The 25,795-nt window shown below is 72.0% G+C and carries 27 protein-coding genes; 9 read left to right on the forward strand and 18 right to left on the reverse strand.

What is annotated here, in order from left to right; genetic code table 11:
• Window positions 1-15 precede the first annotated feature (15 nt).
• Window positions 16-720: a TetR/AcrR family transcriptional regulator gene (locus HW837_RS39810; protein ID WP_093790597.1), complete on the reverse strand. Its 705-nt coding sequence runs from the start codon at window positions 718-720 to the stop codon at window positions 16-18.
• Window positions 721-876: 156 nt separating this feature from the next.
• Between HW837_RS39810 and HW837_RS39815 the strand changes: the two genes are divergently transcribed.
• Window positions 877-1,329, forward strand: coding sequence for a nitroreductase family deazaflavin-dependent oxidoreductase (locus tag HW837_RS39815; protein ID WP_045561750.1), 453 nt, complete (start codon window positions 877-879; stop codon window positions 1,327-1,329).
• Between the two features lie 49 nt (window positions 1,330-1,378).
• Here HW837_RS39815 and HW837_RS39820 read toward each other — a convergent pair whose 3' ends face one another.
• Entirely contained in the window at window positions 1,379-2,584 is a 1,206-nt protein-coding gene (locus HW837_RS39820; protein WP_045561749.1) for a geranylgeranyl reductase family protein, read from the reverse strand.
• A gap of 193 nt (window positions 2,585-2,777) precedes the next feature.
• On the opposite strand from HW837_RS39820, the gene HW837_RS39825 reads away from it, so the two are divergent.
• A complete protein-coding gene (locus HW837_RS39825; RefSeq protein ID WP_193381645.1) occupies window positions 2,778-4,133 on the forward strand; it encodes a dipeptidase in 1,356 nt (451 codons plus the stop codon).
• Between the two features lie 109 nt (window positions 4,134-4,242).
• On the opposite strand, the gene HW837_RS39830 is transcribed toward HW837_RS39825, so the two are convergent.
• The 3 genes from HW837_RS39830 to HW837_RS39840 form a co-directional block, all read right to left on the reverse strand.
• Complete coding sequence (locus tag HW837_RS39830; RefSeq protein WP_093790599.1) at window positions 4,243-5,280, reverse strand: NUDIX hydrolase; 1,038 nt, start codon at window positions 5,278-5,280, stop codon at window positions 4,243-4,245.
• Window positions 5,281-5,449: 169 nt separating this feature from the next.
• Entirely contained in the window at window positions 5,450-5,704 is a 255-nt protein-coding gene (locus HW837_RS39835) for a hypothetical protein (RefSeq protein WP_193381644.1), read from the reverse strand.
• 310 nt (window positions 5,705-6,014) lie between these two features.
• Window positions 6,015-6,947: an ROK family protein gene (locus HW837_RS39840; RefSeq protein WP_045561745.1), complete on the reverse strand. Its 933-nt coding sequence runs from the start codon at window positions 6,945-6,947 to the stop codon at window positions 6,015-6,017.
• A gap of 285 nt (window positions 6,948-7,232) precedes the next feature.
• Here HW837_RS39840 and HW837_RS39845 point away from each other — a divergent pair, with 285 nt between their 5' ends.
• Both HW837_RS39845 and HW837_RS39850 read left to right on the forward strand, forming a co-directional pair.
• Window positions 7,233-8,309 (forward strand): LacI family DNA-binding transcriptional regulator, encoded by a 1,077-nt coding sequence (locus HW837_RS39845; protein WP_193381643.1) that lies wholly within the window; start codon window positions 7,233-7,235, stop codon window positions 8,307-8,309.
• 3 nt (window positions 8,310-8,312) lie between these two features.
• A complete protein-coding gene (locus tag HW837_RS39850; RefSeq protein ID WP_093790601.1) occupies window positions 8,313-9,092 on the forward strand; it encodes a hypothetical protein in 780 nt (259 codons plus the stop codon).
• A 25-nt stretch (window positions 9,093-9,117) separates the two neighbouring features.
• Here HW837_RS39850 and HW837_RS39855 read toward each other — a convergent pair whose 3' ends face one another.
• Together HW837_RS39855 and HW837_RS39860 are read right to left on the reverse strand one after the other, a co-directional pair.
• Window positions 9,118-10,977 (reverse strand): serine/threonine-protein kinase, encoded by a 1,860-nt coding sequence (locus HW837_RS39855; RefSeq protein ID WP_193381642.1) that lies wholly within the window; start codon window positions 10,975-10,977, stop codon window positions 9,118-9,120.
• A gap of 146 nt (window positions 10,978-11,123) precedes the next feature.
• Complete coding sequence (locus tag HW837_RS39860; protein ID WP_193381641.1) at window positions 11,124-12,428, reverse strand: DUF6986 family protein; 1,305 nt, start codon at window positions 12,426-12,428, stop codon at window positions 11,124-11,126.
• Window positions 12,429-12,619: 191 nt separating this feature from the next.
• Here HW837_RS39860 and HW837_RS39865 point away from each other — a divergent pair, with 191 nt between their 5' ends.
• Window positions 12,620-13,525, forward strand: a complete 906-nt coding sequence (locus HW837_RS39865; RefSeq protein WP_093790604.1) for an endonuclease/exonuclease/phosphatase family protein — start codon at window positions 12,620-12,622, stop codon at window positions 13,523-13,525.
• A 71-nt stretch (window positions 13,526-13,596) separates the two neighbouring features.
• Here the strand turns inward: HW837_RS39865 and HW837_RS39870 are convergent, their stop codons facing one another.
• From HW837_RS39870 to HW837_RS39885, 4 genes are all read right to left on the reverse strand, one after another.
• The gene (locus HW837_RS39870) at window positions 13,597-14,559 is read right to left on the reverse strand and encodes an electron transfer flavoprotein subunit alpha/FixB family protein (RefSeq protein ID WP_045561739.1); all 963 of its coding nucleotides are present in this window, start codon (window positions 14,557-14,559) and stop codon (window positions 13,597-13,599) included.
• A gap of 53 nt (window positions 14,560-14,612) precedes the next feature.
• Entirely contained in the window at window positions 14,613-15,398 is a 786-nt protein-coding gene (locus tag HW837_RS39875) for an electron transfer flavoprotein subunit beta/FixA family protein (RefSeq protein WP_045561738.1), read from the reverse strand.
• Between the two features lie 204 nt (window positions 15,399-15,602).
• Complete coding sequence (locus HW837_RS39880) at window positions 15,603-16,112, reverse strand: flavin reductase family protein (protein WP_193381640.1); 510 nt, start codon at window positions 16,110-16,112, stop codon at window positions 15,603-15,605.
• Window positions 16,113-16,302: 190 nt separating this feature from the next.
• Complete coding sequence (locus tag HW837_RS39885) at window positions 16,303-16,716, reverse strand: TlpA family protein disulfide reductase (RefSeq protein WP_193381639.1); 414 nt, start codon at window positions 16,714-16,716, stop codon at window positions 16,303-16,305.
• Between the two features lie 75 nt (window positions 16,717-16,791).
• On the opposite strand from HW837_RS39885, the gene HW837_RS39890 reads away from it, so the two are divergent.
• The gene (locus HW837_RS39890) at window positions 16,792-17,208 is read left to right on the forward strand and encodes a DUF4395 domain-containing protein (RefSeq protein ID WP_193381638.1); all 417 of its coding nucleotides are present in this window, start codon (window positions 16,792-16,794) and stop codon (window positions 17,206-17,208) included.
• Between the two features lie 187 nt (window positions 17,209-17,395).
• Window positions 17,396-18,124, forward strand: a complete 729-nt coding sequence (locus HW837_RS39895) for a lysophospholipid acyltransferase family protein (protein WP_045561734.1) — start codon at window positions 17,396-17,398, stop codon at window positions 18,122-18,124.
• A 7-nt stretch (window positions 18,125-18,131) separates the two neighbouring features.
• On the opposite strand, the gene HW837_RS39900 is transcribed toward HW837_RS39895, so the two are convergent.
• The 4 genes from HW837_RS39900 to HW837_RS39915 all read right to left on the reverse strand — a co-directional run bounded on the left by HW837_RS39900 (window position 18,132) and on the right by HW837_RS39915 (window position 22,074).
• Window positions 18,132-18,725 carry a transglutaminase domain-containing protein gene (locus HW837_RS39900; protein WP_193381637.1) on the reverse strand — a complete coding sequence of 198 codons (594 nt, stop codon included), beginning with the start codon at window positions 18,723-18,725 and terminating at the stop codon, window positions 18,132-18,134.
• An 84-nt stretch (window positions 18,726-18,809) separates the two neighbouring features.
• A complete protein-coding gene (locus HW837_RS39905; RefSeq protein WP_193381636.1) occupies window positions 18,810-19,880 on the reverse strand; it encodes a threonine aldolase family protein in 1,071 nt (356 codons plus the stop codon).
• Window positions 19,877-20,629, reverse strand: coding sequence for an SDR family NAD(P)-dependent oxidoreductase (locus HW837_RS39910; RefSeq protein ID WP_045561731.1), 753 nt, complete (start codon window positions 20,627-20,629; stop codon window positions 19,877-19,879). The genes HW837_RS39905 and HW837_RS39910 overlap by 4 nt, the downstream gene beginning before the upstream one ends.
• A 47-nt stretch (window positions 20,630-20,676) precedes the next feature.
• Entirely contained in the window at window positions 20,677-22,074 is a 1,398-nt protein-coding gene (locus HW837_RS39915; RefSeq protein ID WP_045561730.1) for a DUF6421 family protein, read from the reverse strand.
• 415 nt (window positions 22,075-22,489) lie between these two features.
• Between HW837_RS39915 and HW837_RS39920 the strand changes: the two genes are divergently transcribed.
• Complete coding sequence (locus tag HW837_RS39920) at window positions 22,490-23,173, forward strand: glycerophosphodiester phosphodiesterase (protein WP_045561729.1); 684 nt, start codon at window positions 22,490-22,492, stop codon at window positions 23,171-23,173.
• A gap of 16 nt (window positions 23,174-23,189) precedes the next feature.
• On the opposite strand, the gene HW837_RS39925 is transcribed toward HW837_RS39920, so the two are convergent.
• Window positions 23,190-23,729, reverse strand: a complete 540-nt coding sequence (locus tag HW837_RS39925) for a GNAT family N-acetyltransferase (protein ID WP_045561728.1) — start codon at window positions 23,727-23,729, stop codon at window positions 23,190-23,192.
• Window positions 23,730-23,817: 88 nt separating this feature from the next.
• On the opposite strand from HW837_RS39925, the gene HW837_RS39930 reads away from it, so the two are divergent.
• Window positions 23,818-24,210 (forward strand): VOC family protein, encoded by a 393-nt coding sequence (locus tag HW837_RS39930; protein WP_086802778.1) that lies wholly within the window; start codon window positions 23,818-23,820, stop codon window positions 24,208-24,210.
• 102 nt (window positions 24,211-24,312) lie between these two features.
• On the opposite strand, the gene HW837_RS39935 is transcribed toward HW837_RS39930, so the two are convergent.
• The gene (locus tag HW837_RS39935; RefSeq protein ID WP_045561726.1) at window positions 24,313-24,861 is read right to left on the reverse strand and encodes a MarR family winged helix-turn-helix transcriptional regulator; all 549 of its coding nucleotides are present in this window, start codon (window positions 24,859-24,861) and stop codon (window positions 24,313-24,315) included.
• Window positions 24,858-25,795: FUSC family protein (locus HW837_RS39940; RefSeq protein WP_193382696.1), on the reverse strand; the 938-nt coding region annotated here is incomplete at its 5' end. The genes HW837_RS39940 and HW837_RS39935, both read right to left, overlap by 4 nt.

The following is a 25,795-nucleotide window of genomic DNA, read 5'->3' on the forward strand; positions in this document are numbered from 1 at the left end:
GCGAGGTGGTCCCGGCTACTCCCCGCGAAGTACGCCCGTCAGTCCCACGTGGTGGGCGAGCCCGTGCGCCGCGTGGCGGAAGAACACCTCGCGGTTCTCGACCACCCTGTTGAACTGCCCGAACACCTCGAAGTTGACCAGGCCGAACAACTGGGCCCACGCCGCGACCAGTCCCGCGACCGCCTGCGGCGGCAGATCGGGCGCGAAGTCCTCGGCCATCCGCAGGGCCTCGGGCCGCAGCTCGGCCGGCAGCTCCCGCCCGGTCACCCCGTCGGCCCGGTGCGCCTCCCGCACGATCCGGACGAGCACCAGCCCCGCCCGGGAGGCGGCCGGCACCGTCGCGTCGGGCGCCGTGTACCCCGGCACGGGAGAGCCGTAGATCAACGCGTACTCGTGCGGTCGCGCCAGCGCCCACTCCCGCACCCCCTCGCACACCGCGACCCACTGACCGGCCGGGCTCTCCCCGGCGGCCTTCGCGTGCGCGGCCTCGGCCGCCTCCCCCAGCGAGTCGAAGGCGTCGATGATCAGCGCGGTGAGCAGGTCGTCCCGGCTCGGGAAGTAGCGGTAGAGCGCGGAGGAGACCATCCCCAGCTCACGTGCGACGGCCCGCAGCGACAACTTGGCGGCGCCCTCGGCGGCGAGCTGTCTGCGCGCCTCGTCCTTGATGGCGGCGGTGACCTCGATCCGGGCGCGGGCGCGAACCCCTCGTGCGGTGCTCATGCCAGCAGTGTGCCACAGAGGCAGAGCACTGCACACAAACGAGAGCGGCGCTCTTGCCACGGAGCACCGATCTCGTGCACACTGCTCACGAACGAGAGCACCGCTCTCTGAAGGGACCGCGCAGAGTCGCGCTCCCCCACCCACGGGAGGAACCCCATGTCGCCGTCGCCCCACTACATCAAGGCCAACCCCTTCGACCGCGCGCTCAACGGCGTCATCGGCTGGCTCGCCCGCCACGGCGTCAGCCTCCTCGGCACGGCCGAACTCTCCGTGCGCGGCCGAAAGAGCGGCGAATGGCGCCGGCTGCCGGTCAACCCGCTGCCGTACGAGGGCGGCCCCTACCTCGTCTCGGCGCGGGGCCACTCCGAGTGGGTGCGCAACATGCGGGCGGCGGGCGGTGGACGGCTGCAAGTGGGCCGCCGGGTGCAGGAGTTCACGGCGGTCGAGCTGCCCGACGAGGAGAAGCCCGTCGTGCTGCGCACCTACCTGAAGAAGTGGGGCTGGGAGGTGGGCCGGTTCTTCGGCGACGTCACCGCCGACTCCACCGACGCCGAACTGCTCGCCGCCGCACCGAAGCACCCCGTCTTCCGGATCACCGTCCAGCGGTGACCGGCGGGGTGCCGGCGGAGGCGCGGGCCTGTGCGTCGAAGGCGCGGGCCTACTTGTCGAACGCGGTCAGCGCGCGCTGGGCGATCGGGTGGTTACGGACGATCTCGCCCAGGGAGGTCGACCCGCGCGTGATGTCCACGAAGGCCCGCCAGGCGGGCCGGAATCCGGTGAGCGCCGCGTGGAAGAGCCCCGGCCGCCGCTCGAAGGCGATCAGCAGCCGCTTGCCGACGCTCATCTCGACCCCGAGCCCCGCCTTCACGGCGAACGCGTAGTTCAGGGCCTGGCGGCGGGTGTCCACCGCGTCGTGCGCCTCGGCGATCCGCACCGCCCACTCCCCCGCGAGCCGCCCCGAGCGCAGCGCGAAGGAGATGCCCTCCCGGGTCCACGGCTCCAACAGACCCGCCGCGTCCCCGCAGACCAGCACCCGGCCCCGCGAGAGGGGCGAGTCGTCGGCACGGCAGCGCGTCAAGTGACCCGAGGAGACGCTCGGTTCGAAGCCGGCGAGGCCGAGCCGACCGATGAAGTCCTCCAAGTACCGCTTGGTGGCGGCGCCTTCGCCGCGCGCGGAGATGACCCCCACGGTGAGGGTGTCGCCCTTGGGGAACACCCACCCGTAACTACCGGGCATGGGGCCCCAGTCGATGAGGACACGCCCCTTCCAGTCCTCGGCGACCGTCTCCGGGACGGGGATCTCCGCCTCCAGGCCGAGGTCGACCTGTTCGAGCTTCACCCCGACATGCGCCCCTATGCGGCTGGCGCTGCCGTCCGCGCCGACGACGGCCCGCGCGAACAGCGTCTCCCCGCCCTGGACGACGACGGCGACCGTACGCCGGTCGGGCACCGCCGAGCCGTGCTGCTCGACGCGGGTGACCGTGACGCCGGTGCGCAGTTCGGCGCCCGCCTTCTGCGCGTGCTCGACGAGTTGCTGGTCGAACTCGGGCCGGTTGATCAGCCCGAACAGCATCTGTTTCGACTTGCGCGTCCGGGCGTAGCGGCCGTCGAGGGAGAAGGTGACCGCGTGCACCCGGTCCTTGAAGGGCAGTTCGAAGCCGGGCGGCAGCGCGTCGCGCGAGGGGCCGATGATGCCGCCGCCGCACGTCTTGTAGCGCGGCAGCTCCGCCTTCTCCAGCAACAGGACGCTGCGTCCCGCGACCGCCGCCGCGTAGGCGGCCGAAGCCCCCGCGGGGCCCGCGCCCACCACGACGACGTCCCACACCCGCTGCACGTCGTCCGCCGAAGAGTTCTCGCTGCTCACGATGGTCTACTGCTCCCGATCCAGCCGCCTGCCGCACCTGTCCCACGCATCCTACGGCGGGCGACGGCCGGGGCCCTTCCGAGTCCGCTGTGGGAGGATCGGCAGCGCATGCGCCCTACACCGACACACCGGGCAGAGGCGCGTGCGGCCCCGTACCCAGAAGGACAACGTCGCACCCACCAGGAGCGTGCCCATGCCGTCGAACCCGGTCGCCGAGACCGTCGCCTCGCTGCTTCCCCGGGCGAAGGAGGAGCTCACCGAACTGGTGGCCTTCAAGTCGGTGGCTGACTTCGACCAGTTCCCGAAGAGCGAGAGCGAGGGCGCCGCGCGCTGGATCGCCGACGCGCTGCGCGCCGAGGGCTTCGAGGACGTCGCCCTGCTGCACACCCCCGACGGCACCCAGTCCGTGTACGGCTGCCTCCCGGGACCCGAGGGCGCGAAGACGGTGCTCCTGTACGCCCACTACGACGTGCAGCCGCCGCTCGACGAGGCCGCGTGGGTGTCGCCGCCGTTCGAGCTGACCGAGCGCGACGGCCGCTGGTACGGGCGCGGCGCCGCCGACTGCAAGGGCGGCGTGATCATGCACCTGCTGGCACTGCGCGCCCTCAAGGCGAACGGCGGGGTGCCGGTCACCGTCAAGGTGATCGTCGAGGGCTCCGAGGAGATGGGCACCGGCGGCCTCCAGCAGTACGCCGAGGCGCACCCCGACCTGCTCGCCGCCGACACCGTCGTCATCGGCGACGCGGGCAACTTCCGCGTGGGCCTGCCCACGGTCACCTCCTCCCTGCGCGGCATGATCCTCATGCGGGTGCGGGTCGACGCCCTCGAAGGCAATCTGCACTCGGGCCAGTTCGGCGGCGCGGCCCCCGACGCGCTGGCCGCGCTGATCCGCGTCCTGGACTCCCTGCGCGACGAGGACGGCACGACGACCGTCGACGGACTCGCGAGCGACGGGACGTGGGACGGCCTGCAGTACGGCGACGCCCAGTTCCGCGAGGACGCCAAGGTGCTCGACGGGGTGGAACTCGTCGGCGCCGACACCGTCGCCGACCGGATCTGGGCCCGTCCCGCCGCCACCGTGCTGGGCATCGACGCCCCGCCCGTGGTCGGCGCGACCCCGTCGATCCAGGCGAGCGCCCGCGCCCTGATCGGGCTGCGCGTCCCGCCGGGGGTGGACGTCCAGCAGGCGATCAAGCTGCTCGAGGCCCACGTCGTGGCGCACACACCGTGGGGCGCGCGGGTGAGCTGCGAACTCATCGGCCACGGGCAGGCGTTCCGCGCCGACACCTCCAGCCCGGCGTACGAGGCGATGGCCGCGGCGATGGCCGTCGCGTATCCGGGCCAGGAGATGCAGTACGCGGGCCACGGCGGCTCCATCCCCCTCTGCAACGCCCTCGCCGCGCTCTACCCCGAGGCCGAGATCCTCCTCATCGGCCTCAGCGAGCCCGAGGCCCGTATCCACGCCGTCGACGAGAGCGTGTCCCCGGAGGAGCTGGAGCGCATGTCGGTGACGGAGGCGTTGTTCCTGCGGAACTACGCAAACAGCTGAGCGAACCCGCGCCCCGAAAGGGGCGCGGGGAACTGCGCGAGCAACCACAGCCCACCCGCACCCGCCTCACAGCCGACCCCGAAACGGCGGCGGCGCGAAGAGTCACCCCCTACACAGGAACCCCGGCCTCCAGGTACAGCGCGGCGCCCCGCTCCCGAGCCCGCAACGCCCATCGCAACCGCTCGTACCGCACCGGCGGCAGCAGATCCGCGGCCTCCTCCTCCGTGACGAACCTCCAGTCACGCAGCTCGGGCCCGGGCAGCACGGGCCGCTGCGCACCGGTGACGTCCAGCCGGCCCCCGTCGAACAGCAGCCGCAGCCCGCCGTAGCGCGGCGACACCGGCGCCTCCCAGTCGACGACCAGCAGCCGGGGCACCTCCCCGAGCCGTATCCCGATCTCCTCCAGCACCTCCCGCACACCCGCCCGCGCCGGCGCCTCGCCCGGCTCGACGACCCCTCCGGGGAACTCCCATCCGGGCTTGTAGGTCGGATCGACGAGCAGGACCCGGTCCTCCTCGTCGAACAACAGGACCCCCGCGGCGACCGTCTCGGCGGTCGGCTCGGGGGTCTGCACGATGTCGCACACGGGTACGCCGTCGGCGGCCAGGGCATCGGCGATACGCCGCGCGGTCTCGTACGGGGTGAGGGCACCGGTGTCGACGAGGTGGGCATCCGTGGTGAGCCAGCCGCTCAGCGCCGCGCGGTACGGCGCGATGTGGTCGTACGCCCATTGACGCAGCCGCATCTCGCCGTCGGGGAGGTCGGGCGGAATCTCCCGCTCGGCTATTCGCTCGCGCAGTATCGTTTCGGCCGGGGCCAGGAGCAGATGCCGTACGGGGATGCGGCGGGAGGCGAGGCCGCCGAAGATCTCGTCGCGGTACTCCTGGCGGAGCAGGGTCATGGGGACCACGAGGGTGCCGCCCAGCTCGGCGAGCAGCGCGGCGGCGGTGTCGACCACCAGCCGTCGCCAGCTCGGCAGGTCCTGGAAGTCGCCGACCTCGGCGAGGCGTTTGGCCGGCAGCATGTGTGTCAGTGCGCCGCCGATGACCTCGGGGTCGAAGAGCGTGCTGTTCGGGATCAGTTCGATCAGTTCCCGTGCGGTGGTGGTCTTCCCCGCACCGAACGCACCGTTGATCCAGACGATCACGGTTCCCCCTCTTCTGTTGGCCCCCTGAGGCTTGCCCTCCACTCCGCCACGGAAACCAGCCGCTGATGAGGAGCCGAAATACGCCGACGGCGGGCCCCCTCCGAAGGGGGCCCGCCGTGCGCGGTACTTGGGGAGACGGACGGGGAGTCCGCCTCCCGCTATCAGGCCGTCAGCTTTCCTTGCCGCTCTTGCCGCTCTTGCCCTCCTGGCCCGACAGGCCTCCCAGGGCGTCGTCGTCGACCGCCAGGCTGTCGTTGGCGACCGTCTTGCCGACCTCGCCGAGCGTGCCCTCGACGTCCAGTTTGCTCAGTCCGTCGGCCTTCCCGAGGGCGTCGGCGGCTTCGAGCCCGTGCGACGGCGTGATGGCCGCGACGACGAAACCGGTGGCGAGGGAGGCGATGGCGAGCATGCTGCGCTTCTTCATGCCCCCCTCAACTGCGGAAGCCCCTCGGGGGTCACGCCCGGTTTTCACGGCCCCGGCGAGCGGACCGCCCTGCCCCGCCCACGCCACTACCGGCACGCGGCACGACCGACGCTCCGGTCCGGCCCGAGCGGCACGGACCTGAGCGGCCGAATGTGAAACACCCCGGAGCGAGGGCGGACAGCGAGGTCGGTGCGGCAGTCGGTACGGCACATCCCGCCGCCGCGTCGAAGCCGCGGGGCGCGCCCCGGCCCGCTCCCGGTACGGCCCGCTCCCGGTGCGGCCCGAACGCGCCGCTCCGATCACTCCCCCGTCAGCCCCGCCCCCTCAGCGCCGCCGCGGCCGCGCCGACCAAACCCGCGTCGGTGCCCATTTCCGCGGGGGCCACGGTCAGGTCCTGGACGAAGGAGAGCGTGGCGTAGTTCTTGAGGGCGGTGCGCAGGGGCGCGAAGAGGACGTCGCCGGCGTTCGCGACGCCGCCGCCGATGACCGCGAGGTCGATCTCCACGAGGGTGGCGGTCGCCGCGATCCCGGCCGCGAGGGCCTGCGCGGCGCGTTCGAAGGAGGCCACGGCGATGGGGTCGCCGGACCGCGCGGCGACGGCGACCGCCGCCGCGGAGGTGTCCCCGTCGGGTCCGGGCCGCCAGCCGTTCTCCAAGGCGCGGCGGGCGATGTTGGGCCCGCTGGCGATGCGCTCGACACAGCCGCGGGCACCGCACGGGCACGCGTCGCCGTCGAGGTCGACGCTGATGTGGCCGATGTGCCCGGCGTTCCCGGTGGGCCCCGTGTACAGCCTCCCGCCGAGGACGAGGCCACCGCCGACGCCCGTCGACACCACCATGCACAGCGCGTTGTCATGGCCGCGCGCGGCGCCCTGCCAGTGCTCGGCCGCCGTGATGGCCGCGCCGTCGCCTATCAGGTCGACGGGCAGACCGCCGGTCACGGCCCGGACCCGCTCGACGAGGGGGAAGCCCCGCCAGCCGTGGATGTTCACCGGGCTCACCGTGCCCGCGGAGGCGTCCACCGGCCCCGCGCTGCCGATCCCGACGGCAGTGACCCCGCCCCACAGCGGGTCGGCGCCCAGTTCCCCGAACACGTCCTCGACGGCCCGCATCACGGTCTCCCCGTCCTCCCGCGCGGGCGTCGGGCGCTGTGCGCGCACCAGGATCCTGCCGTGGCCGTCCACCAGCGCCCCGGCGATCTTGGTGCCGCCTATGTCGAGCGCGGCCACGAGGTCGGTCTGCATCAGTGTCAGTTCTCCCGCTGCGAGTCTCCTACCGGGCGCCCGAATCCCGCGACACCCGGATCTCCGGCCGGAAACCGGCAGCACGACGCTCGCCTGGTGGGGGGCGCCGGCCGGAGAATGCGATAGACAGTCTCCCCCGGCCGTGACAACGTTGTCCAGGCTCTATGCTCGACGGCACATCCTCAACAGTCGCACCATTTCCCCACAGCACCACACCACTCACCACCCACAGCACCCGCTACCGCGACCCCGACCCCGACCACGACCACGACCACGACCGCGTTCATGGACGACAGGACAGGACACCGCACCGTGCCCGAGACCGCCGCCGGCATCGCCCGCCGCCCCGAGAACCGCTACGGCAACCGTCCCACGATGAAGGACGTCGCCGCCCGGGCCGGAGTGGGTCTGAAGACGGTCTCCCGGGTGGTGAACGGCGAGCCGGGCGTCACCCCGGACACCGAGCGCCGTGTCCAGGAGGCGATCGAGGCGCTCGGTTTCCGGCGCAACGACAGCGCGCGGGTGCTGCGCAAGGGCCGTACGGCGAGCATCGGCCTGGTCCTGGAGGACCTCGCCGACCCGTTCTACGGCCCGCTCAGCCGGGCGGTGGAGGAGGTCTCCCGCGCCCACGGCTCACTGCTGATCAACGGCTCCAGCGCGGAGGACCCGGACCGCGAGCAGGAGTTGGCGCTGGCGCTGTGCGCCCGCCGCGTGGACGGGCTGGTGATCATTCCGGCCGGTGACGACCACCGGTATCTGGAGCCCGAGATCAGGGCGGGCATCGCCACGGTGTTCGTGGACCGTCCCGCCGGACGGATCGACGCCGACGTGGTGCTCTCGGACAGCTTCGGCGGAGCCCGTGACGGTGTCGCCCACCTCATCGCCCACGGCCACCGCCGGATCGGCTTCATCGGCGACATGCCCCGCATCCATACCGCCGCCGAGCGGCTGCGCGGCTACCGGGCGGCCATGGAGGACGCGGGCATACCCGTCGAGGGCGCGTGGATGTCGCTGGGCGTCACCGATCCGGAGCGGGTGCGCAGGGCGGCCGAGGAGATGCTGTCCGGCCCGTCGCCCGTCACCGCGGTCTTCGCGGGCAACAACCGGGTGACGGTCACGGTCGTACGGGTCCTCGCCGAGCACACCCGTCCGGTCGCCCTCGTCGGTTTCGACGACTTCGAGCTGGCCGATCTGCTGCGGCCGGGCATCACCGTCGTCGCCCAGGACCCCGCCCGGCTCGGCCGCACCGCCGCCGAACGCCTCTTCCAGCAGTTGGACGGCTCCCTCGTCACCCCCGAGCGCATCGAGCTGCCGACCCGGCTGATCGCCCGCGGCTCGGGCGAACTCCCGCCCGCGGACTGACCCTTGGACGCCCCCGACCCCCGTACCCTCGAAGCCCTCGGCCTGGCCGTCGCACCGCGCGAGGACCCGCTGAGCTACCCCGGCGCGTGGCCCTCCGAGTCCGCGCTCCTGGACGGCAACCGGCTGCTGCCGCTGGACACGCTCGTCTTCGAGGACCGCCGGCCCGTGCTCTCCGTCGGCTCCAACGCCTGCCCGGCGCAGCTGGTCCACAAGATGGCGGAGCGCGGCGTGGAGTGCCGGATCCCCATGGTCAGGGCCAGGGTCACGGGCATCGGGATCGGCGTCTCCGCCCATGTGAGCCTGCTCGGCTATCTTTCGGCGTCGCCGTACCACTCCCCCGGCTCCACCGCCGACCTGTTCCTCACCTGGCTCGACGAGGCCCAACTCGCCGTGGTCGACGCCAGCGAGGGCGTCGACTCGCCGACCGGCAACTTCCAGCGGGCCGCCCTGCCGGCCGCCGACTTCCCCGTCGAGCTGGAGTCGGGCCAGGTCCTCGACCACGCCTGGATCTACGTCAACCGCTGGGGCGTACTGCGCGACGGCGGACCTGACCCTCGCCCCCACCCTGGCCGTCAGCGCCCGCTGCTCACCGAACTACTCGCCGCGTCCGCCGAGTTGCGTGAACTGTTCGGCACCACGCCCGACGAGTTCTCCGCCCGGGCACGCGGCAACCGGGAACTGTGCGCCCGGGGCAGGGAGTTGTTCGCCGCGCGGCGGTGGACGACGGTGTCGGGGCTGGAACAGTACGTACGGCCGCATCCGGGGGCCCGGGGCCGGCCGTGACGCCGGGCCCCGTCCTCAACAGTCCTCAGCAGACGGGCAGGCCGGGCACCGGGGCGTCGTTGTCGCCGCCCTGGATGTAGACGTCGCTGACGTAGACGTCGGTGTTGCCGCTGTCGTCGTCGGTCTTGGCCCACCAGACGTTGGTCCACTCGCCGGAGGTCTCGCGGCGGCCCAGATTCGCCTGGCAGTAGAAGTAGTTGGTGCCCTGGTTGAGGACGCCGACCTCGGTGCCCGCGGCCGTGTAGGACTTGGCGGTGGTCCAGACGGTGCAGTTGTACTTGCCGCCGCCGATGGGGTGGCAGACCGGTTCCTCGGTGGTCCCGCCCCCGGTCGTGCCCCCGCCGGTGGTGGTGCCGCCCGAGGTGTCGGAGCCTCCGGTGCCGCCGCCGGTGGTGCCGCCGCTCGCGTTCTTCGACGGCGTGGCGGAGGCCTCGGGCTGCTTCTCGTCGTCCTTCTCGTCCTTCTCGGTCCGCTCGCTGGGGCTCGCGGACTTCTTGTCGTCCTTCTCCTTCGGGGAGGAGCCGTCGGTGAGGTCGACCGTGCCCCGGCTGCGGCCCGGTGAGGGCGTGCCGCCGCTCGACCCGTCGTCGGCGGAGGACCGGGCACCCGTCTGCTTGCCGTCGTCGCCGTTCAGCAGGGCGACCGTGACGCCCGTGGCCGCGAGCACGACGGTGACGGCCACGGCGGCGAGCAGGGCGCGGCCCTTGCGCGGACGCCGACCGCCGGTCGAGGACACGGTGGTGGCGGCGCCGGAGGCGGGTACGACGGGCGGCTGCGGGGCGGCCGCGCCGAGCCCGCCGACCGCCGCGGACGCCCCCGTACCGGGCCCCGGGAGCGGCTGCGGCGGCCCGAAACCGGGGGTCGCGCCCGTTCCGCCGAACGCGGCCCCCGCGCCCGTGCCGTCGAGGCCTCCGCCCGCCGTCGCCGGCCCGAAGCCGGGCGGCACCGAGGGAAGGCTTCGCTCGGTCTCCGCCCTCGGCTGCGGTGCCGGACCGCCCGCCGTCGCCGTCGTCGGGGAGCCGAGCGGGTCCCCGGCGGCCACGGCCTCCAGCAGTTCGCGGGCCCGGTCCGCGTCCGGACGGAACTCCGGGCGCTTGTCCATCAGTTGCCTCAGGACCGGCCCGAGGGGCCCCGCCCGCCGCGGTTCGGGCAGCGCGTCGCTCACGATCGCGGTGAGCGTGGACCAGGTGGACGTACGCCGGAACGGGGACGAGCCCTCCACGGCCGCGTACAGGGTGGCGCCAAGGGCCCAGACGTCGGAGGAGGGGCCGGGGTCGTTGCCCTGGGCGCGTTCGGGGGCCAGGTAGTCGAGGGAGCCGACGAGTTCGCCGCTGCGGGTGAGGTGGGTGGCGGAGCCGTCGCCCGGGTTCTCCATGGTGGCGATGCCGAAGTCGGTGAGGACGACGCGGCCCGAGCGGTCCAGCAGGATGTTGCCGGGCTTGACGTCGCGGTGCAGCACACCGACCCGGTGGGCGGCGGCGAGGGCGTCCATCACCTTGGCGCCGATCGCGGCGGCCTCGCGCGGGTCGAGCAGGCCCCGGTCGTTCAGCACGTCGTCCAGGGACGGGCCGTCGACCAGCTCCATGACGATCAGCGGGCGCCCGTCGACCTCGGCCACGTCGTGCACGGCGACGACCCCGGGGTGCCGTACGCGGGCGGCGGCCCGGGCCTCGCGCTGCATGCGCAGCCCCAGGTCCGCCAGTTCGGGCGCGCCCGCGTCCGTGTAGGTGCGCAGCTCCTTGAGGGCGACCTCGCGGTGGAGCACCTCGTCCACGGCCCGCCAGACGACGCCCATACCGCCGCGTCCGAGCTGCTCCACGATCCGGTACCGACCGGCGAGGATCCGCCCGGCACCGTCCGTCTGTCCGTTCGCCCCCGAAGACACCCGCGCCCCGTTCCTGTGACACACCGATGAATGGGCGTAAGCCTAAGCGGTGGTCGGGGGCGCTTCGGACCGTCGGCGGCGGCTGTCACAGGACCGCTACGCACCCCGCCGCCGGCCCACCCGTCCGTACCCGCCCGTACCGGTCCCTACCGGCCGGAGACCGTCAGATCCGCCCGCCGCGGCGCCGCGAAGCCCTCCAGGCCGGCGCGGGTCAGTCCGCTCGCCCCGGAGACCTCGTCGATGTCGAGGGCGCCGCAGTCCAGGCCGCGCAGCAGATAGCCGGCGAGGGCCTTGGCGGTCGCGGGCTCGTCCATCACATCGCCGCCCGCGCGGTCGGCGTAACGGGAGAGGCGGGCGGCGGCCTGGGCGTACCCCTCGCGGTAGAAGGCGAAGACGGCCGCGTAGCGGGTGGGGATGTGGCCGGGGTGCATGTCCCAGCCCTGGTGGTAGGCGCGGGCGAGGGCGCGGCGGGTGAGGCCGTAGTGCAGCCGCCAGGCATCGTGGACCTGGGCGGTCGGGCCGACGGGCAGGACGTTCGTCGAGCCGTCCGAGACGCGTACGCCGGTGCCGGCCGCGGCGACCTGCATGATCGCCTTGGCGTGGTCGGCGGCCGGGTGGTCGCTGGCCTGGTGGGCGGCGGAGACGCCGAGGCAGGCGCTGTAGTCGAAGGTGCCGTAGTGCAGGCCGGTGGCGCGGCCCTCGGCGGCTCCGATCATCCGGGCGACGGTGGCGGTGCCGTCGGCGGCGAGGATGGACTGGCTGGTCTCGATCTGGATCTCGAAGCCGATCCGGCCGGGCTCCAGGCCGCGCGCCTTCTCGAAGGCCTCCAGGAGCCGGACCATGGCGGTGACCTGCTCGGCGTACGTGACCTTCGGCAGGGTCAGGACCAGCCCGTCGGGCAGACCGCCGGCCTCCGTCAGACCCGTGAGGAAGATGTCGAGGGTGCGGATGCCCCGGTCGCGCACGGGCGCCTCCATGCACTTCATGCGGATGCCCATGTACGGGGCGGCCGTGCCGTCGGCGTAGGCCTGGGCGATCAGGCGGGCGGCCCGGGCGGCGGCCTCGTCCTCCTCGGCGTCGGGGCGGGCCCCGTATCCGTCCTCGAAGTCGACGCGGAGGTCTTCGATCGGCTCGCGCTCCAGCTTGGCGCGGACGCGGTCGTACACGGGCTCGGCGAGCTCGTCGGAGAGGCCGAGGACGGCGGCGAAGGAGGCCGCGTCGGGAGCGTGCTCGTCGAGGGCGGCGAGGGCCCGGTCGCCCCAGGCGCGCGGGGTGTCGGCGGCGAAGACGTCGCCTGGGACGTAGACGGTGTGCACGGGCTGGCGGGTGCCGGGGTCGCCCGGGTAGCGCCGCTCCAGTTCCGCGTCGACGGGGGCGAGGGAGGCGCTGATCTCCTCGCTGACGGCGCCCGCGAGACTCGTCGCCACGTTCTCCTGTCGGCCCTGCCCCATGCCAAACCCTCCATATTCCGCAGTACGGAATCAACAATCCGCATGACGAAGCTAACTGTCGATCTTCACCCCGGTCAACACCCTCCGGACGTGGGATTCCCCATGCACGTGGCCTGGTCACCGCAGATCCGGCGTCTTCTTCCGTATCAGTAGGCAAAGCTTCATGGTGACTCGCAAGGGGAGGAGATCGCGTGCCGAACGAGGTCGGAGTGACGCGTCGCCAGGGACTCAGGTCCGCGGCGGCCGCCGCCATCGCCGTGCCGCTGCTGACGACGGCGGGCTCGTCACAGCCGGCGTCCGCGGGTGAGTACGGGGGCGCGCTGAACGTGATGACGTTCAACGTGCGCTTCGCGACCGTCGTCGACAGCACACCGCGCTGGGCCGTGCGCCGGCCGGTCATGCGGGAGTTGCTGCGTCGCGAGCGGCCGCATGTCATCGGCACCCAGGAGGGGCTCTACCAGCAGTTGCGCATGATCGAGCGGGATCTGGGCGCGCACTACGACTGGATCGGCACCGGCCGGGGCGGCGGCAGCAAGGACGAGTTCATGGCGATCTTCTACGACACCCGCAGACTCGACCCGATCGAGTTCGACCACTTCTGGCTGTCCGACACCCCGTACACGATCGCCTCCAACACCTGGGGCGCGGACTGGCTGCGCATGGTGACCTGGGTGAAGTTCGCCGATCTCGCCGACGGGGGCCGGGAGTTCTACGTCCTGAACACGCATCTGGACAGCGTCAGCCAGTACGCCCGGGAGCGCTCGGCGAAGATGATCGGCGAGACGATCGCCGGCTGGGACCGCGCGGCGCCGGTCGTCGTCACCGGCGACTTCAACGCCGCCGCCCACGACAACCGGGTCTACGACCTGATGCTGGGCAACGGCCTCGTGGACGCCTGGGACGCGGCCGCCTCGCGCACCGAGGCGTACGGGACCTATCACGACTACCGGGCGCCCAAGCCCGACGGCAGACGCATCGACTGGATCCTCACCTCGCCCGGGGTCACCACGCACTGGGCGGCGATGAACACCTTCTCGATGGACGGGATGTACCCGAGCGACCATCTGCCGGTGCAGGCCTCGTTGACCCTGGGATGAGGGCCCGGGACGCGCCGAGGCCCCCACGACCGGTCGCGCGGTCGTGGGGGCCTCGGACGGCTCGGGGAGGCTCAGCCCTTGCGGGCCTTGATCTCCTCGGTGAGCTGGGGGACGACGTCGAAGAGGTCGCCGACGACGCCGTAGTCGACGAGGTCGAAGATCGGGGCCTCGGCGTCCTTGTTGACGGCCACGATGGTCTTCGAGGTCTGCATGCCGGCCCGGTGCTGGATGGCGCCGGAGATGCCGTTGGCGATGTAGAGCTGCGGGGAGACGCTCTTGCCGGTCTGGCCGACCTGGTTGGTGTGCGGGTACCAGCCGGCGTCGACGGCGGCACGCGAGGCGCCGACGGCCGCGCCGAGGGAGTCGGCGAGGGCCTCGATGAGTCCGAAGTTCTCGGTGCCGTTGACGCCGCGGCCGCCGGAGACCACGATCGCGGCCTCGGTCAGCTCCGGACGCCCGGTCGACTCGCGCGGGGTGCGGCCGGTGACCTTGGTGCCGGTGGCCAGCGCGGAGAAGGTGACCTCCAGGGCCTCGACCGCACCGGCGGCCGGGGCGGCCTCGACGGCGGCCGAGTTGGGCTTGACCGTGATGACCGCAGTGCCCTTGGAGACACGGGACTTGGTGGTGAAGGAGGCGGCGAACACCGACTGCGTCGCGACCGGGCCCTCGTCGCCGGCCTCCAGGTCGACGGCGTCGGTGATGATGCCGGAGCCGATGCGCAGCGCGAGGCGGGCGGCGATCTCCTTGCCCTCGGCGGAGGAGGGGATGAGCACGGCGGCCGGGGAGACGGCGGCGACGGCGGCCTGGAGGGCGTCGACCTTCGGCACGACGAGGTAGTCGGCGTACTCGGCGGCGTCGTGGGTCAGGACCTTGACGGCGCCGTGCTCGGCGAGCACGGACGCGGTGTCAGCGGCGCCGGCACCGAGCGCGACGGCGACGGGCTCACCGATACGGCGGGCCAGCGTCAGCAGCTCCAGAGTGGGCTTGCGGACGGCACCGCCTGCGTGGTCGACGTAGACGAGAACTTCAGCCATGGGATTGCTCTCCTGCGGATTGCGAAGGCGTACGGGGCGGTAAGAGAGGGGGCCTAGATGAACTTCTGGCCCGCGAGGAACTCAGCGAGCTGCTTGCCGCCCTCGCCCTCGTCCTTGACGATCGTGCCGGCGGTACGCGCCGGGCGCGCGGCCGCGGAGTCCACAGCCGTCCAGGCGCCCTCCAGACCCACTTCCTCGGCCTCGATGTCCAGGTCGGACAGGTCCCAGGACTGAACCGGCTTCTTCTTCGCCGCCATGATGCCCTTGAAGGAGGGGTAACGCGCCTCGCCCGACTGGTCGGTGACCGACACGACGGCCGGGAGGGAGGCCTCCAGCTGCTCGGAGGCGGCGTCGCCGTCACGGCGGCCCTTGACCACGCCGTCCTCGACGGAGACCTCGGAGAGCAGCGTGACCTGCGGGACACCCAGACGCTCGGCGAGCAGCGCGGGGACGACACCCATCGTGCCGTCGGTGGAGGCCATGCCGGAGATCACCAGGTCGTAGCCGGCCTTCTCGATCGCCTTCGCCAGCACCAGCGAGGTACCGATCGCGTCGGTGCCGTGCACGTCGTCGTCCTCGACGTGGATCGCCTTGTCCGCACCCATCGACAGCGCCTTGCGCAGCGCGTCCTTGGCGTCCTCGGGACCCACGGTCAGCACGGTGATCTCGGCGTCGTCGGCCTCGTCGGCGATCTGCAGCGCCTGCTCGACCGCGTACTCGTCCAGCTCGGAGAGCAGACCGTCCACGTCATCACGGTCGACGGTCAGGTCATCGGCGAAGTGCCGGTCGCCAGTGGCGTCGGGCACGTACTTCACAGTGACAACGATCCTCAAGCTCACGCCGGCTCTCCTACTGCATCGTCATTTCCGGGCTGCCTTCTTCCAGGCAGCATAGGCGCCTGAAGCGGCCGATCCCGACCGGGGCGACCCGCGCTCCGATCGAAATATTACTCGCCAGTACGACGTCTACGTTCTCGCATTGCGTGCCCGCTAAGCAAGCGCTTTGAACTGTGAGTTAGGCAACCCTGCGTAATCGGGCGGGGATCAGTCTCGCAGACCGTTGAAGCTGCCCTGGTGGTACAGCAGCGGCCGGCCGGCACCCGAGGGGTCGCCCACGACGACCTCGGCGAGGACGATGCGGTGCTCCCCGGCCGGGACGCGTGCCACCACCCGGCACACCAGCCAGGCGAGCACGTCGTCGAGCACGGGAACTCCCTTTGGTCCGCTACGCCATCCGGTGGGCGCCCCGAACCGGTCGGCGCCGCTGCGGGCGAAGGTGGCCGCCAGCTCCCGCTGGTGCTCCCCGAGTATGTGCACGCCGATGTGCTCCGCCTCGGAGACCGCCGGCCAGCTGGAGGCACCGGTGCCGATGCCGAACGAGAGCAGTGGGGGCTCGGCGGAGACCGAGCTGAGCGAGGTGGCGGTGAAGCCCACCGGGCCTGCGGCTCCCCGGGCCGTGATCACCGCCACACCGGCGGCATGGCGGCGGAAGACGGAACGCAGGAGATCGGGGGAGGCGAGCTGGGGTGAATTGAGGCCGGAGGTGGCCGTCATGGAACTGTCCTTCTGCTGAGGTCTACGGGCTCGTGCGTGGCTGCTCACGGACCCGGACAGCGCGCGCCGGCCGTAGCGGCCGGGAGCGCCCTGGGCATGTCGTCGCGCGCGAGGAGAAGGAGTTCTCGGGACATACGGTCAGGCTGACGATGGGTGACGCGTACAGTCAAGTGCGTTCCGGAATGCGGCGTCACACGGCCTCCCCCAGCGCGGCGATCACATCCGCCTTGCGCGGCTGACCGGTTGCCCTACGCACGATCCGGCCCTCGGCGTCGAGCACGAGCACGGTCGGCGTCTTGAGGATGTCGAGCCGGCGCACGAGGTCCAGGTGTTCCTCGGCGTCGATCTCCACATGGGCGACGCCCGGAACCATTCCGGCCACGTCGGCGAGGACCCTGCGGGTCGCCCGGCAGGGGGCGCAGAAGGCGCTGGAGAACTGCACCAGCGTGGCCCGTTCGCCGAGCCCCTCCCCCAACTCCGCCGCGCCGACCCGCTTGTCACCGTCCCGCCCGCGCACCCTGACTCTCCCGCTCCGCCGCCGATGCAGCACTCCGTACGCGCTCGCCGCCGCGAGCACCAGCCCACACACCACAAGTCCGGTCACAGCGTGCTTCAGCGTTCACGAGACCGCAAAGATTCCCCACTCCCCACGGAGATCGGCGTGCGGAATGCTTGACTCATGGACATCGATGTGAGGGGACCCCGCTTCGGGGCGGCCGTGACGACCGTGGTGCTGGCGGTCGCGCTGATCACCGGCAACGCCTGGCTGCTGGCCTGGCAGACGTTCGCGTTCGCGCTGGGCGCGGCGGGCGGGGTGGGACGGTCGCCGTACGGCTGGGTGTTCCGCACGCTCGTCCGGCCGCGCCTCGGACCGCCGACGGAGTTCGAGCCACCGGAGCCGCCGCGGTTCGCGCAGGCGGTCGGGCTGGTCTTCGCGTTGGTGGGCCTGGTCGGGTTCGCGGTGGGGCCCGTGTGGCTGGGCCTCGTGGCGACCGGCGCGGCACTCGCCGCGGCTTTCCTCAACGCCGTGTTCGGGTACTGCCTGGGGTGCGAGATGTACGTGTTCGTCCGGCGGGCGACCGTACGCGCGCGGTGACGGTCGGGTGAACGCCCGGCGGGTCGATCGTGTGTCCGACGTGACGAGAATCTCGCCCCTGGCCGGCACCAAGACTGGCTACTCGTACGTTCTTGGGGCACGATCTGCGAGATGCCGTAAACCTACGGCTGCGTAACCTCCCGCCGGGAGACCCATTCCCAGGCAGAGAGAAGGGTCCACTCCGCCCATGGCAGAGCTTGTCTACCGCCCCGCGATCGGTCTCGCCCAAACGCTGTTCAAGGTCTGGGACCTGAAGATCGACCTCAAGGGGACGGAGAACATTCCGCGCTCGGGCGGCGCGGTGCTGGTGAGCAATCACATCGGCTACCTGGACTTCATCTTCGACGGCCTGGCGGCACTGCCGCAGAAGCGCCTGGTGCGTTTCATGGCCAAGGAGTCGGTGTTCCGGCACAAGGTCTCCGGTCCGCTGATGCGCAACATGCGGCACATCCCGGTGGACCGCAAGCAGGGTGAGGCGGCCTACGCCCACGCGCTGGACTCGCTGCGCTCCGGCGAGATCATCGGTGTCTTCCCCGAGGCCACCATCTCGCAGTCGTTCACGCTGAAGAGCTTCAAGTCGGGTGCCGCGCGGCTGGCGCAGGAGGCGGGCGTCCCGCTGATCCCGATGGCCGTGTGGGGCACCCAGCGCCTGTGGACCAAGGGTCACCCGCGCAACTTCAAGCGCAGCCACATCCCGATCACCATCCGGGTGGGCGAGGCGATAGAGGCCTCCAAGGACAAGTACGCGGGCGCCATCACCCGCCAACTCCGCGAGCGCGTCCAGGAGTTGCTGGAGGCGGCCCAGCGCGCGTACCCGGTCCGCCCCAAGGGCCCGGACGACACCTGGTGGATGCCGGCCCACCTCGGCGGCACGGCCCCGACCCCGGAACAGGTCCGCGAGGCCGAGGCCCGCTGATCCGGTCCTACAGCGCCTCCGGCAGCGTCCTCCACAGGTGCGGCCTGTCCCGGGCCGCCCGGAGGGCGCCGATCACGGCCGGGTGCGGTGCGGCGTGGAGCGTCGGATAGTCCGTCTCGCCCGCGGCCGGGTCGGGCACCCAGGCCAGCCGTTCCCCGGTCAGTGAGAAGCGGGCGTCCACCCCCGGCTTGTTCCCCCGGGGGTCCTGACGGTGCCAGGCGCCGTTGAAGCGCACGGCGACCAGGCCGTGGACGACGTGTCCGTCCCCGTCGTCGGACGCCAGCCGCTGGTAGCAGAGCGCGGTCGGGATGTCCTCGGCACGCAGCAGCGCGGCGAGCGCGTGGGCCTTGGCGTAGCAGATCCCGGTGCGGCGCGCGAGGACGTCGGACGCCCGCCAGGTGACGCGCGGATCGCCGGCGTCCTGGGAGTGCGGGATGGCGTCGCGCACGTACTCGTACGCCACTTGCGCATAGCCATACGAGTCCGCCACCTGCTCGGCGAGGCGTGCGGCCGTCTGCCGCACCTGCGGATGGTCATGGTCGATGACCTCGTCGGCCTGTAGATAGGCGGACAGGTCAGGGGTTTGCTGGATCAGCTCCATGTCTGGGGAGCATAGGAAAACGATCACCCGAGAGTCAATGACTTTTCGGGTGACCGTATATTTATGCAGGCGTACTCAGGAACGTCAGCGCGCCATCTCCTCCTTGAGCGCCGCGACGAACCCGTCCACGTCCTCCTCGGTCGTGTCGAAGGAGCACATCCAGCGGACGTCGCCGGCCGCCTCGTCCCAGAAGTAGAAGCGGAAGCGCTTCTGGAGGCGTTCGCTCACGTCGTGCGGGAGGCGGGCGAAGACGGCGTTGGCCTGCACCGGGTACAGGATCTCGACGCCGTGGACCGCGCGGACGCCCTCGGCGAGCCGTTGCGCCATCTCGTTGGAGTGCCGGGCGTTGCGCAGCCAGAGGTCCTTCGACAGCAGGGCCTCCAACTGCACCGACACGAAACGCATCTTGGAGGCGAGCTGCATGGACAGCTTCCGCAGATGCTTCATCCGGCGCACGGCGTCCTGGTTGATGACGACGACCGCCTCGCCGAACATCGCGCCGTTCTTGGTGCCGCCCAGCGAGAGCAGGTCGACGCCGGCGGCGTTGGTGAACGTCCGCATCGGCACGTCCAGGGAGGCGGCGGCGTTCGCTATCCGGGAGCCGTCCAGGTGCACCTTCATGCCGTGCGCGTGGGCGTGGTCGCAGATCGCGCGGATCTCCTCGGGCGTGTAGAGGGTGCCGAGTTCGGTGCTCTGGGTGATCGAGACGACCTGCGGCATGGCGCGGTGCTCGTCGTCCCAGCCGTACGCCTGCCGGTCGATCAGCTCGGGGGTGAGCTTGCCGTCGGGCGTGGGCACGGTGAGCAGCTTCAGTCCGCCGATCCGCTCGGGCGCCCCGCACTCGTCGACGTGGATGTGCGCGCTCTCGGCGCAGATCACCGCGCCCCAGCGGTCGGTGACCGCCTGGAGCGCGACGACGTTGGCACCCGTGCCGTTGAAGACGGGGAACGCCTCGGCGGTGGCGCCGAAGTGGCTGCGGACGATCCGCTGGAGGTTCTCGGTGTAGTCGTCCTCGCCGTACGCGACCTGGTGCCCGCCGTTGGCCAGGGCCAGGGCGGCGAGCACCTCGGGGTGGACCCCCGCGTAGTTGTCGCTGGCGAAGCCGCGGATCTCCGGGTCGTGATGGCGTCGGGCGTCGGTCTTCGGAGGGTTCACGGCTTGTCGGTCAGCCACAGACGGTGTCCGTTCACTTCGGCGGCGGGCTTGTCCCAGACCCCGGCGATGGCCTCGGCCAGCTCCTTGACGTCGGTGAAACCCGCGAACTTCGCGTTGGGGCGGTCGGCGCGCATCGCGTCGTGCACCAATGCCTTCACCACCAGGATCGCAGCCGCGGAGGTCGGCCCTTCGGGCCCGCCCGCCTTGCGGAAGTAGTCGGCGGCGGCGAGCGTCCACGCCTCGGCGGCGGCCTTGGCGGCGGCGTACGCCGCGTTGCCGGCGGTGGGCTTGCTGGCGCCGGCCGCGCTGATCAGGACGTACCGGCCGCGCTCGCTGCGCTGCAGGGCCTCGTGGAAGGCCAGGGAGGTGTGCTGCACGGTGCGGATCAGCAGCATCTCCAGGAAGTCCCAGTCGTCGAGGCTGGTCCGGGTGAAGGTCTCGCTGCCGCGCCAGCCGCCCACGAGGTGGACGAGGCCGTCGACCCGGCCGAAGTCCTTCTCGATGCGGGTGGCCCAGTCCCGGGTCGACTGGAGGTCCAGGAGGTCGACCGTGTCGCCGACGACGGTGGCGCCGCCGTGCGCGTAGCGGGCCGCGTCCACGGCCTCGGAGAGCCGCTCGGGGTCGTTGTCGGAGCCGACGACGATCGCCCCCGCGTCGGCCAGCCGCAGCAGGGCCGCCCGGCCGGCGGGTCCGCCCGCGCCCGCCACCGCGATCACCGCGCCGCTCAGTGCACCGTTGCCGTTCTGCATGGTCTTCGCCTCCTGGGCAGCGACTGGGACGTCTGCGAGCCGGGCGGTCACGCGGCGACCCGCTCGGTGTCCGCCGCGGTGATGCCCTTGGTGGAGGCGATCACGGTCTTCAGCTTCTTGGCGAGCGCCTCATAGAACATGCTGAGCGGAAACTCGTCCGGAAGCACGTCGTCGACGAGTTTCCGCGGCGGCTGCGTCAGATCCAGGGCGTCCGGGCCCTTGGCCCAGCGGGAGCCGGGGTGCGGGGCGAGGTAGGTGGAGACCAGCTCGTAGCCGGCGAACCAGTGGACGAGCTTCGGGCGGTCGATGCCCTCGCGGTAGAGCTGCTCGATGTCGGCGCAGAGCTGGTTGGTGACCTGCGGGGCGCGCCGCCAGTCGATGTGCAGCTTGTTGTCCGTCCAGCGGACGACGTCGTGCTTGTGCAGGTAGGCGAAGAGGAGCTGGCCGCCGAGACCGTCGTAGTTGCGGACCCGCTCACCGGTGACGGGGAAACGGAACATGCGGTCGAAGAGCACCGCGTACTGCACGTCACGGGCCTGCGGGACGCCGTCGGCCTCCAGCTTCACGGCCTCCTTGAAGGCGGTGAGGTCGCAGCGCAGCTCCTCCAGGCCGTACATCCAGAACGGCTGGCGCTGCTTGATCATGAAGGGGTCGAAGGGCAGGTCGCCGTGGCTGTGGGTGCGGTCGTGGACCATGTCCCACAGGACGAAGGCCTCCTCGCAGCGCTTCTGGTCGTGAACCATCGCGGCAATGGCCTCGGGCAGCTCCAGGCCGAGGATGTCGACGGCGGCGTCGGTCACCCGGCGGAACCTGGCGGCCTCGCGGTCGCAGAAGATGCCTCCCCAGGAGAATCGTTCCGGCGCCTCGCGCACGGCGATCGTCTCCGGGAAGAGGACGGCGGAGTTCGTGTCGTAACCGGCCGTGAAGTCCTCGAACTTGATGCCGCAGAACAGCGGGTTGTCATACCGGGTGCGCTCCAGCTCGGCCAGCCAGTCGGGCCAGACCATGCGCAGCACGACCGCTTCGAGGTTGCGGTCGGGGTTGCCGTTCTGCGTGTACATCGGGAAGACGACCAGGTGCTGCAGGCCGTCCGCGCGGTTCGCGGCGGGCTGGAAGGCCAGCAGCGAGTCGAGGAAGTCGGGCACCCCGAAGCCGTCGTCGGCCCAGCGTCCGAGGTCCGCGACCAGTGCCTCGTGGTAGGCGGCGTCGTGCGGCAGCAGCGGGGACAGCGCCTCGACGGCACCGACGATCTCCCGCACGGCCTGCTCGGCGGCGGCCGGAGCGGGGGCCCCCTCCGCGTCGAGGTCGATGGAGCCGTCCTTGGACTGCCATGGCCGGATCCGCTCCACGGCGCCCTTGAGCACGGGCCAGGCCGGGTGCTCCACCACCCTACCGACCGAAGGAACAACGCCCTCCGCACCCGTCTGCACAAGAATTTCCGTCATGACCCCATCCTCCACGGGAGAACCTTTCGTAAGGACACCGTATGTAGCGAGGGTTCCCCACCGCAAGACCGATCTTGAGCGGCCCAGCCGGAAATCTTCCCGCCACCCCCGGTACCTAACCGCTGAATCTCCTGTCACACGCGTCATAGATCACACTTCGTGCGCCGCGCTCCCCGCGCGCACGGCACCCGGGGTCAACGCGCGCCGGACTCGCCCACTCAGGGATGACCTGATCGGTGCGGCCAGGTGCGGAAACGGTCCTGTTCTCCGACGTGACACGGGGTGACACGACCCGAAAGGGCCCGTGCACATACGGATGCATCGCACGTCGGGAGGACTACGCTGCGCCCCAGCCGCGTGCCGCCCCTCCCCCGGCCGCGCGGTCCGAGCCGCCGTCGACGGAAGCGAGTCCACCTTGAACTTCCTCACCATCGGTCACCGCGGAGTCATGGGTGTCGAACCCGAGAACACCCTCCGTTCCTTCGTGGCCGCCGATCGCGCGGGCCTCGACGTCATCGAACTCGATCTGCATCTGAGCAAGGACGGCGCGCTCGTCGTCATGCACGACGCGGATGTGGACCGGACGACGGACGGCACGGGCCCGATCGCCGACAAGACCCTCGCCGAGCTGCGCGCCCTGGACGCGGGCCGCGGCGAGCGGGTGCCCACCTTCGAGGAGGTCCTGGACGCGGTACGGGCACCGCTCCAGGCCGAGATCAAGGACACGGCGGCGGCCCACGCCCTCGCCGAGGTCATGCACCGGCGCGACCTGGTGGGACGGGTCGAGGTGCTGTCCTTCCACGACGAGGCGGTCGCCGAGATCGCCCGTCTCGTGCCGGGCGTGCGCACCGCGCTGGTCGCCAGCCGCTACGGCACCGACGTCGTGGACCGGGCGGTGGCGGTGGGCGCCACCACCCTGGTGCTGAACATCCGGCGGCTGACGCTGGAGGTCGTCGAGAAGGCCCGCAAGGCGAATCTGCGGATCATCGGCTGGGTGGTGAACACCCAGGACCATCTGCGCCTGGTCCGCGCCCTCCAGCTGGACGGTGCGACGACCGACTACCCGGACATCAAACGCACGGGCCGCTTCACCGCCTGATCCCCACGCCCTGCCGCTACGCCAGCTCCTTCACCAGCAGCTCGAACCGCAGGTCGTCCCGCTGCGGGATGCCGAACCGCTCGTCGCCGTACGGGAAGGGCGTCATCCGTCCCGTACGGCGGTAGCCACGCCGCTCGTACCAGGCGATGAGGTCGTCCCGTACGGAGATCACGGTCATGTGCATCTCCCGCACACCCCAGGACGCGCGCGCGATCCGCTCGGCCTCGGCGATGATCACCTTGCCGAGGCCTCCGCCCTGGAGCGCCGGGCTCACCGCGAACATCCCGAAGTAGGCGTGCGCGCCGCGGTGTTCGAGCTGGCAGCAGGCGACGACCGTGCCCTCCCGCTCGACGGTGAGCAGCCGGCTGTCGGGTGCCTTGATGACCGCCAGGACACCCTCGGGATCGGTCCGCTGCCCTTCGAGGATGTCCGCCTCCGTGGTCCACCCGGTCCGGCTGGAGTCCCCTCGGTACGCCGACTCGATCAGCGCGACGAGGACGTCCACGTCGGCGTCGGTGGCATCACGGAAGGTCAGGTCGGTGGCGGCGGTGTCCACGGGCTGCTCCTGGTAGCTCTCCGCAGGGATCGAACACCGAAGAGGGTAACGACCCTCGCGTCCCGGCGGACCACCTACCCTCGATCGCATGATCCACGTACTGAGCAGCCGCACCCTCCTGCGCCCCACCGACCCGGAACGCTCCCGTGTCTTCTACGGCGAGCAGCTCGGACTGCCCGTCTACCGGGAGTTCGGCACGGGCGAGCACCGGGGTGTCGTCTACTTCCTCGGCGGCGGTTTCCTGGAGGTGGCCGGCCGCTCGCCGACGCCGCCGTCGCCCGCGCTGAAGCTGTGGCTCCAGGTCGCGGACGTGACGGCGGCGCACACGGAGCTGGTGGCGGCCGGGGTGGAGGTGCGGCGACCGCCGGTGAAGGAGCCCTGGGGGCTGATCGAGATGTGGATCGCCGACCCGGACGGCACGGAGATCGTGCTGGTGGAGATTCCGGCGGACCATCCGCTGCGCTACCGGCCGGGAATCTGACGGGTCACACGCCGCTGGCCGGGTCCGGTGCGCGGCATCGCGTGCCGGAGGGGACGCCTTGGGTTCCCTCCCTAAGTCCCCTCGCCCGGGCGAGCGTTCGCCTCAGGCCCGCGGCAGCCCCAGACGGCCCTCCAGCTGGATCAGCAACTCTCCCAGCAGCACGGCGAGTTCACGCCGGTCTCCGGTTTCCACCCCGGAGAGCACGGTCTCCTCGTACGCCAGCTGCTCCGGCATGACGCTGTCCACCAGGTCGCGGCCGGTGTCGGTGAGACGGACATGGGCGACGCGTCGGTCACGGGCGTCTCCCCGGCGCTCGACGAGGCCGCGCTCGGTCAGCAGCTTGAGGCGTTTGGTGACGGCGGCGCCGGAGGCGAAGGTCTCCCGGGCGATCTCACTGGGCGTCAGCTCGTGGCCCGTGCGGCGCAGGGTGCCGAGGACGTCGAACTCGGGGCGGGTGAGCCCGGCGTGGCGCAGGGGCGCGTCCTCGGCCTGCTGGAGGAGGGCGGCACAGCGGTTGACGCGGCCGATGATCTCCATCGGGGCGGTGTCGAGACCGGGGTGCACCGTCTGCCACTGGCGCACCACCTTGGCGACCGTGTCCCCGAGAACCGCGCCACTGCCCGTCCCCGCCCGCCCGTTGCCTGCCGTCATGCCCGTGCGCCCTCCGCTGCCTGGAACCCGTGCTGTCGCACCGTCGCCGCGAGCGTACGGTGTCCGGCCCGCTCGACGTGTGTCACCCGCTCCGTCGGCAGGGCGCGTTGCCACCATTCGCCGCTCGCGGTGTCGGTGACGGCGCGCAGTTCGACGAGTGCGGCGGACAGGGCGCGGCGGGCGGTGGGCAGCGCGCCGGGGGCGGCGTCCGGGTCGCCGGCCGTACGGAGTGTCTGCGCGTGGGCGCGCTCCACGGCGGCGAGGGCGTGGGCGACGCGGTCCCCGGCGCGCCGGTCCATGACCACCACCGCCGCGAGGAAACCGACCAGGGCGCCCACGAGGGTGTCCAGGAGCCGGTCGGTGATCAGCTCGCCGGGGTCCGCGAGGCGGACGAACTCGGTGACGAGGAGCGCCATGGGGGTGACGCAGACGGTGCCGAGCCAGTAGTTGCGGCTGATGAGGGCCTCGGCGCCGAAGGCGAGCGCCAGGCAGCACAGGACGAGCGCGGCCGGGCCGAGATGCGCGAGCGGGACCAGGGCGGCGAAGGCCAGCACCCCGACGAGGTTGCCGACGACGCGCTGGACGCCCCGGCTCCAGGTGAGGGTGAGGTTCGCCTGGTAGAGCGAGGCGGCGGTGACCAGGGCCCAGTAGGGGCGGCCGACTCCGAGCGCGAGGGAGGCGTATCCGGCGAGGGCGCACCCGAGGGCGGTACGCACGGCGACGGGGGTGAGCAGGGCGCGCGGGGTCCAGGAGGGGCGTGCGGTCCAGGACGAGCGTCGGCGGCCCGTGTCTGCTGGGCGTTCCGCGTCGCGCGGTACGTCGGCCGCGTCGCGCGGTACGTCGGCCGCGCCCGTCGGGGCGGCGGCGCGCCGGCGGTGTGCGACGGCGTGCGCGTCCCCCGCGAGCGCCCGCAGTCGGGCGGGGTGCGCCTCGG

Origin of the sequence: Streptomyces caniscabiei, from assembly GCF_014930365.1 — a bacterium.
Classification (GTDB): Bacteria; Actinomycetota; Actinomycetes; order Streptomycetales; family Streptomycetaceae; genus Streptomyces; species Streptomyces caniscabiei.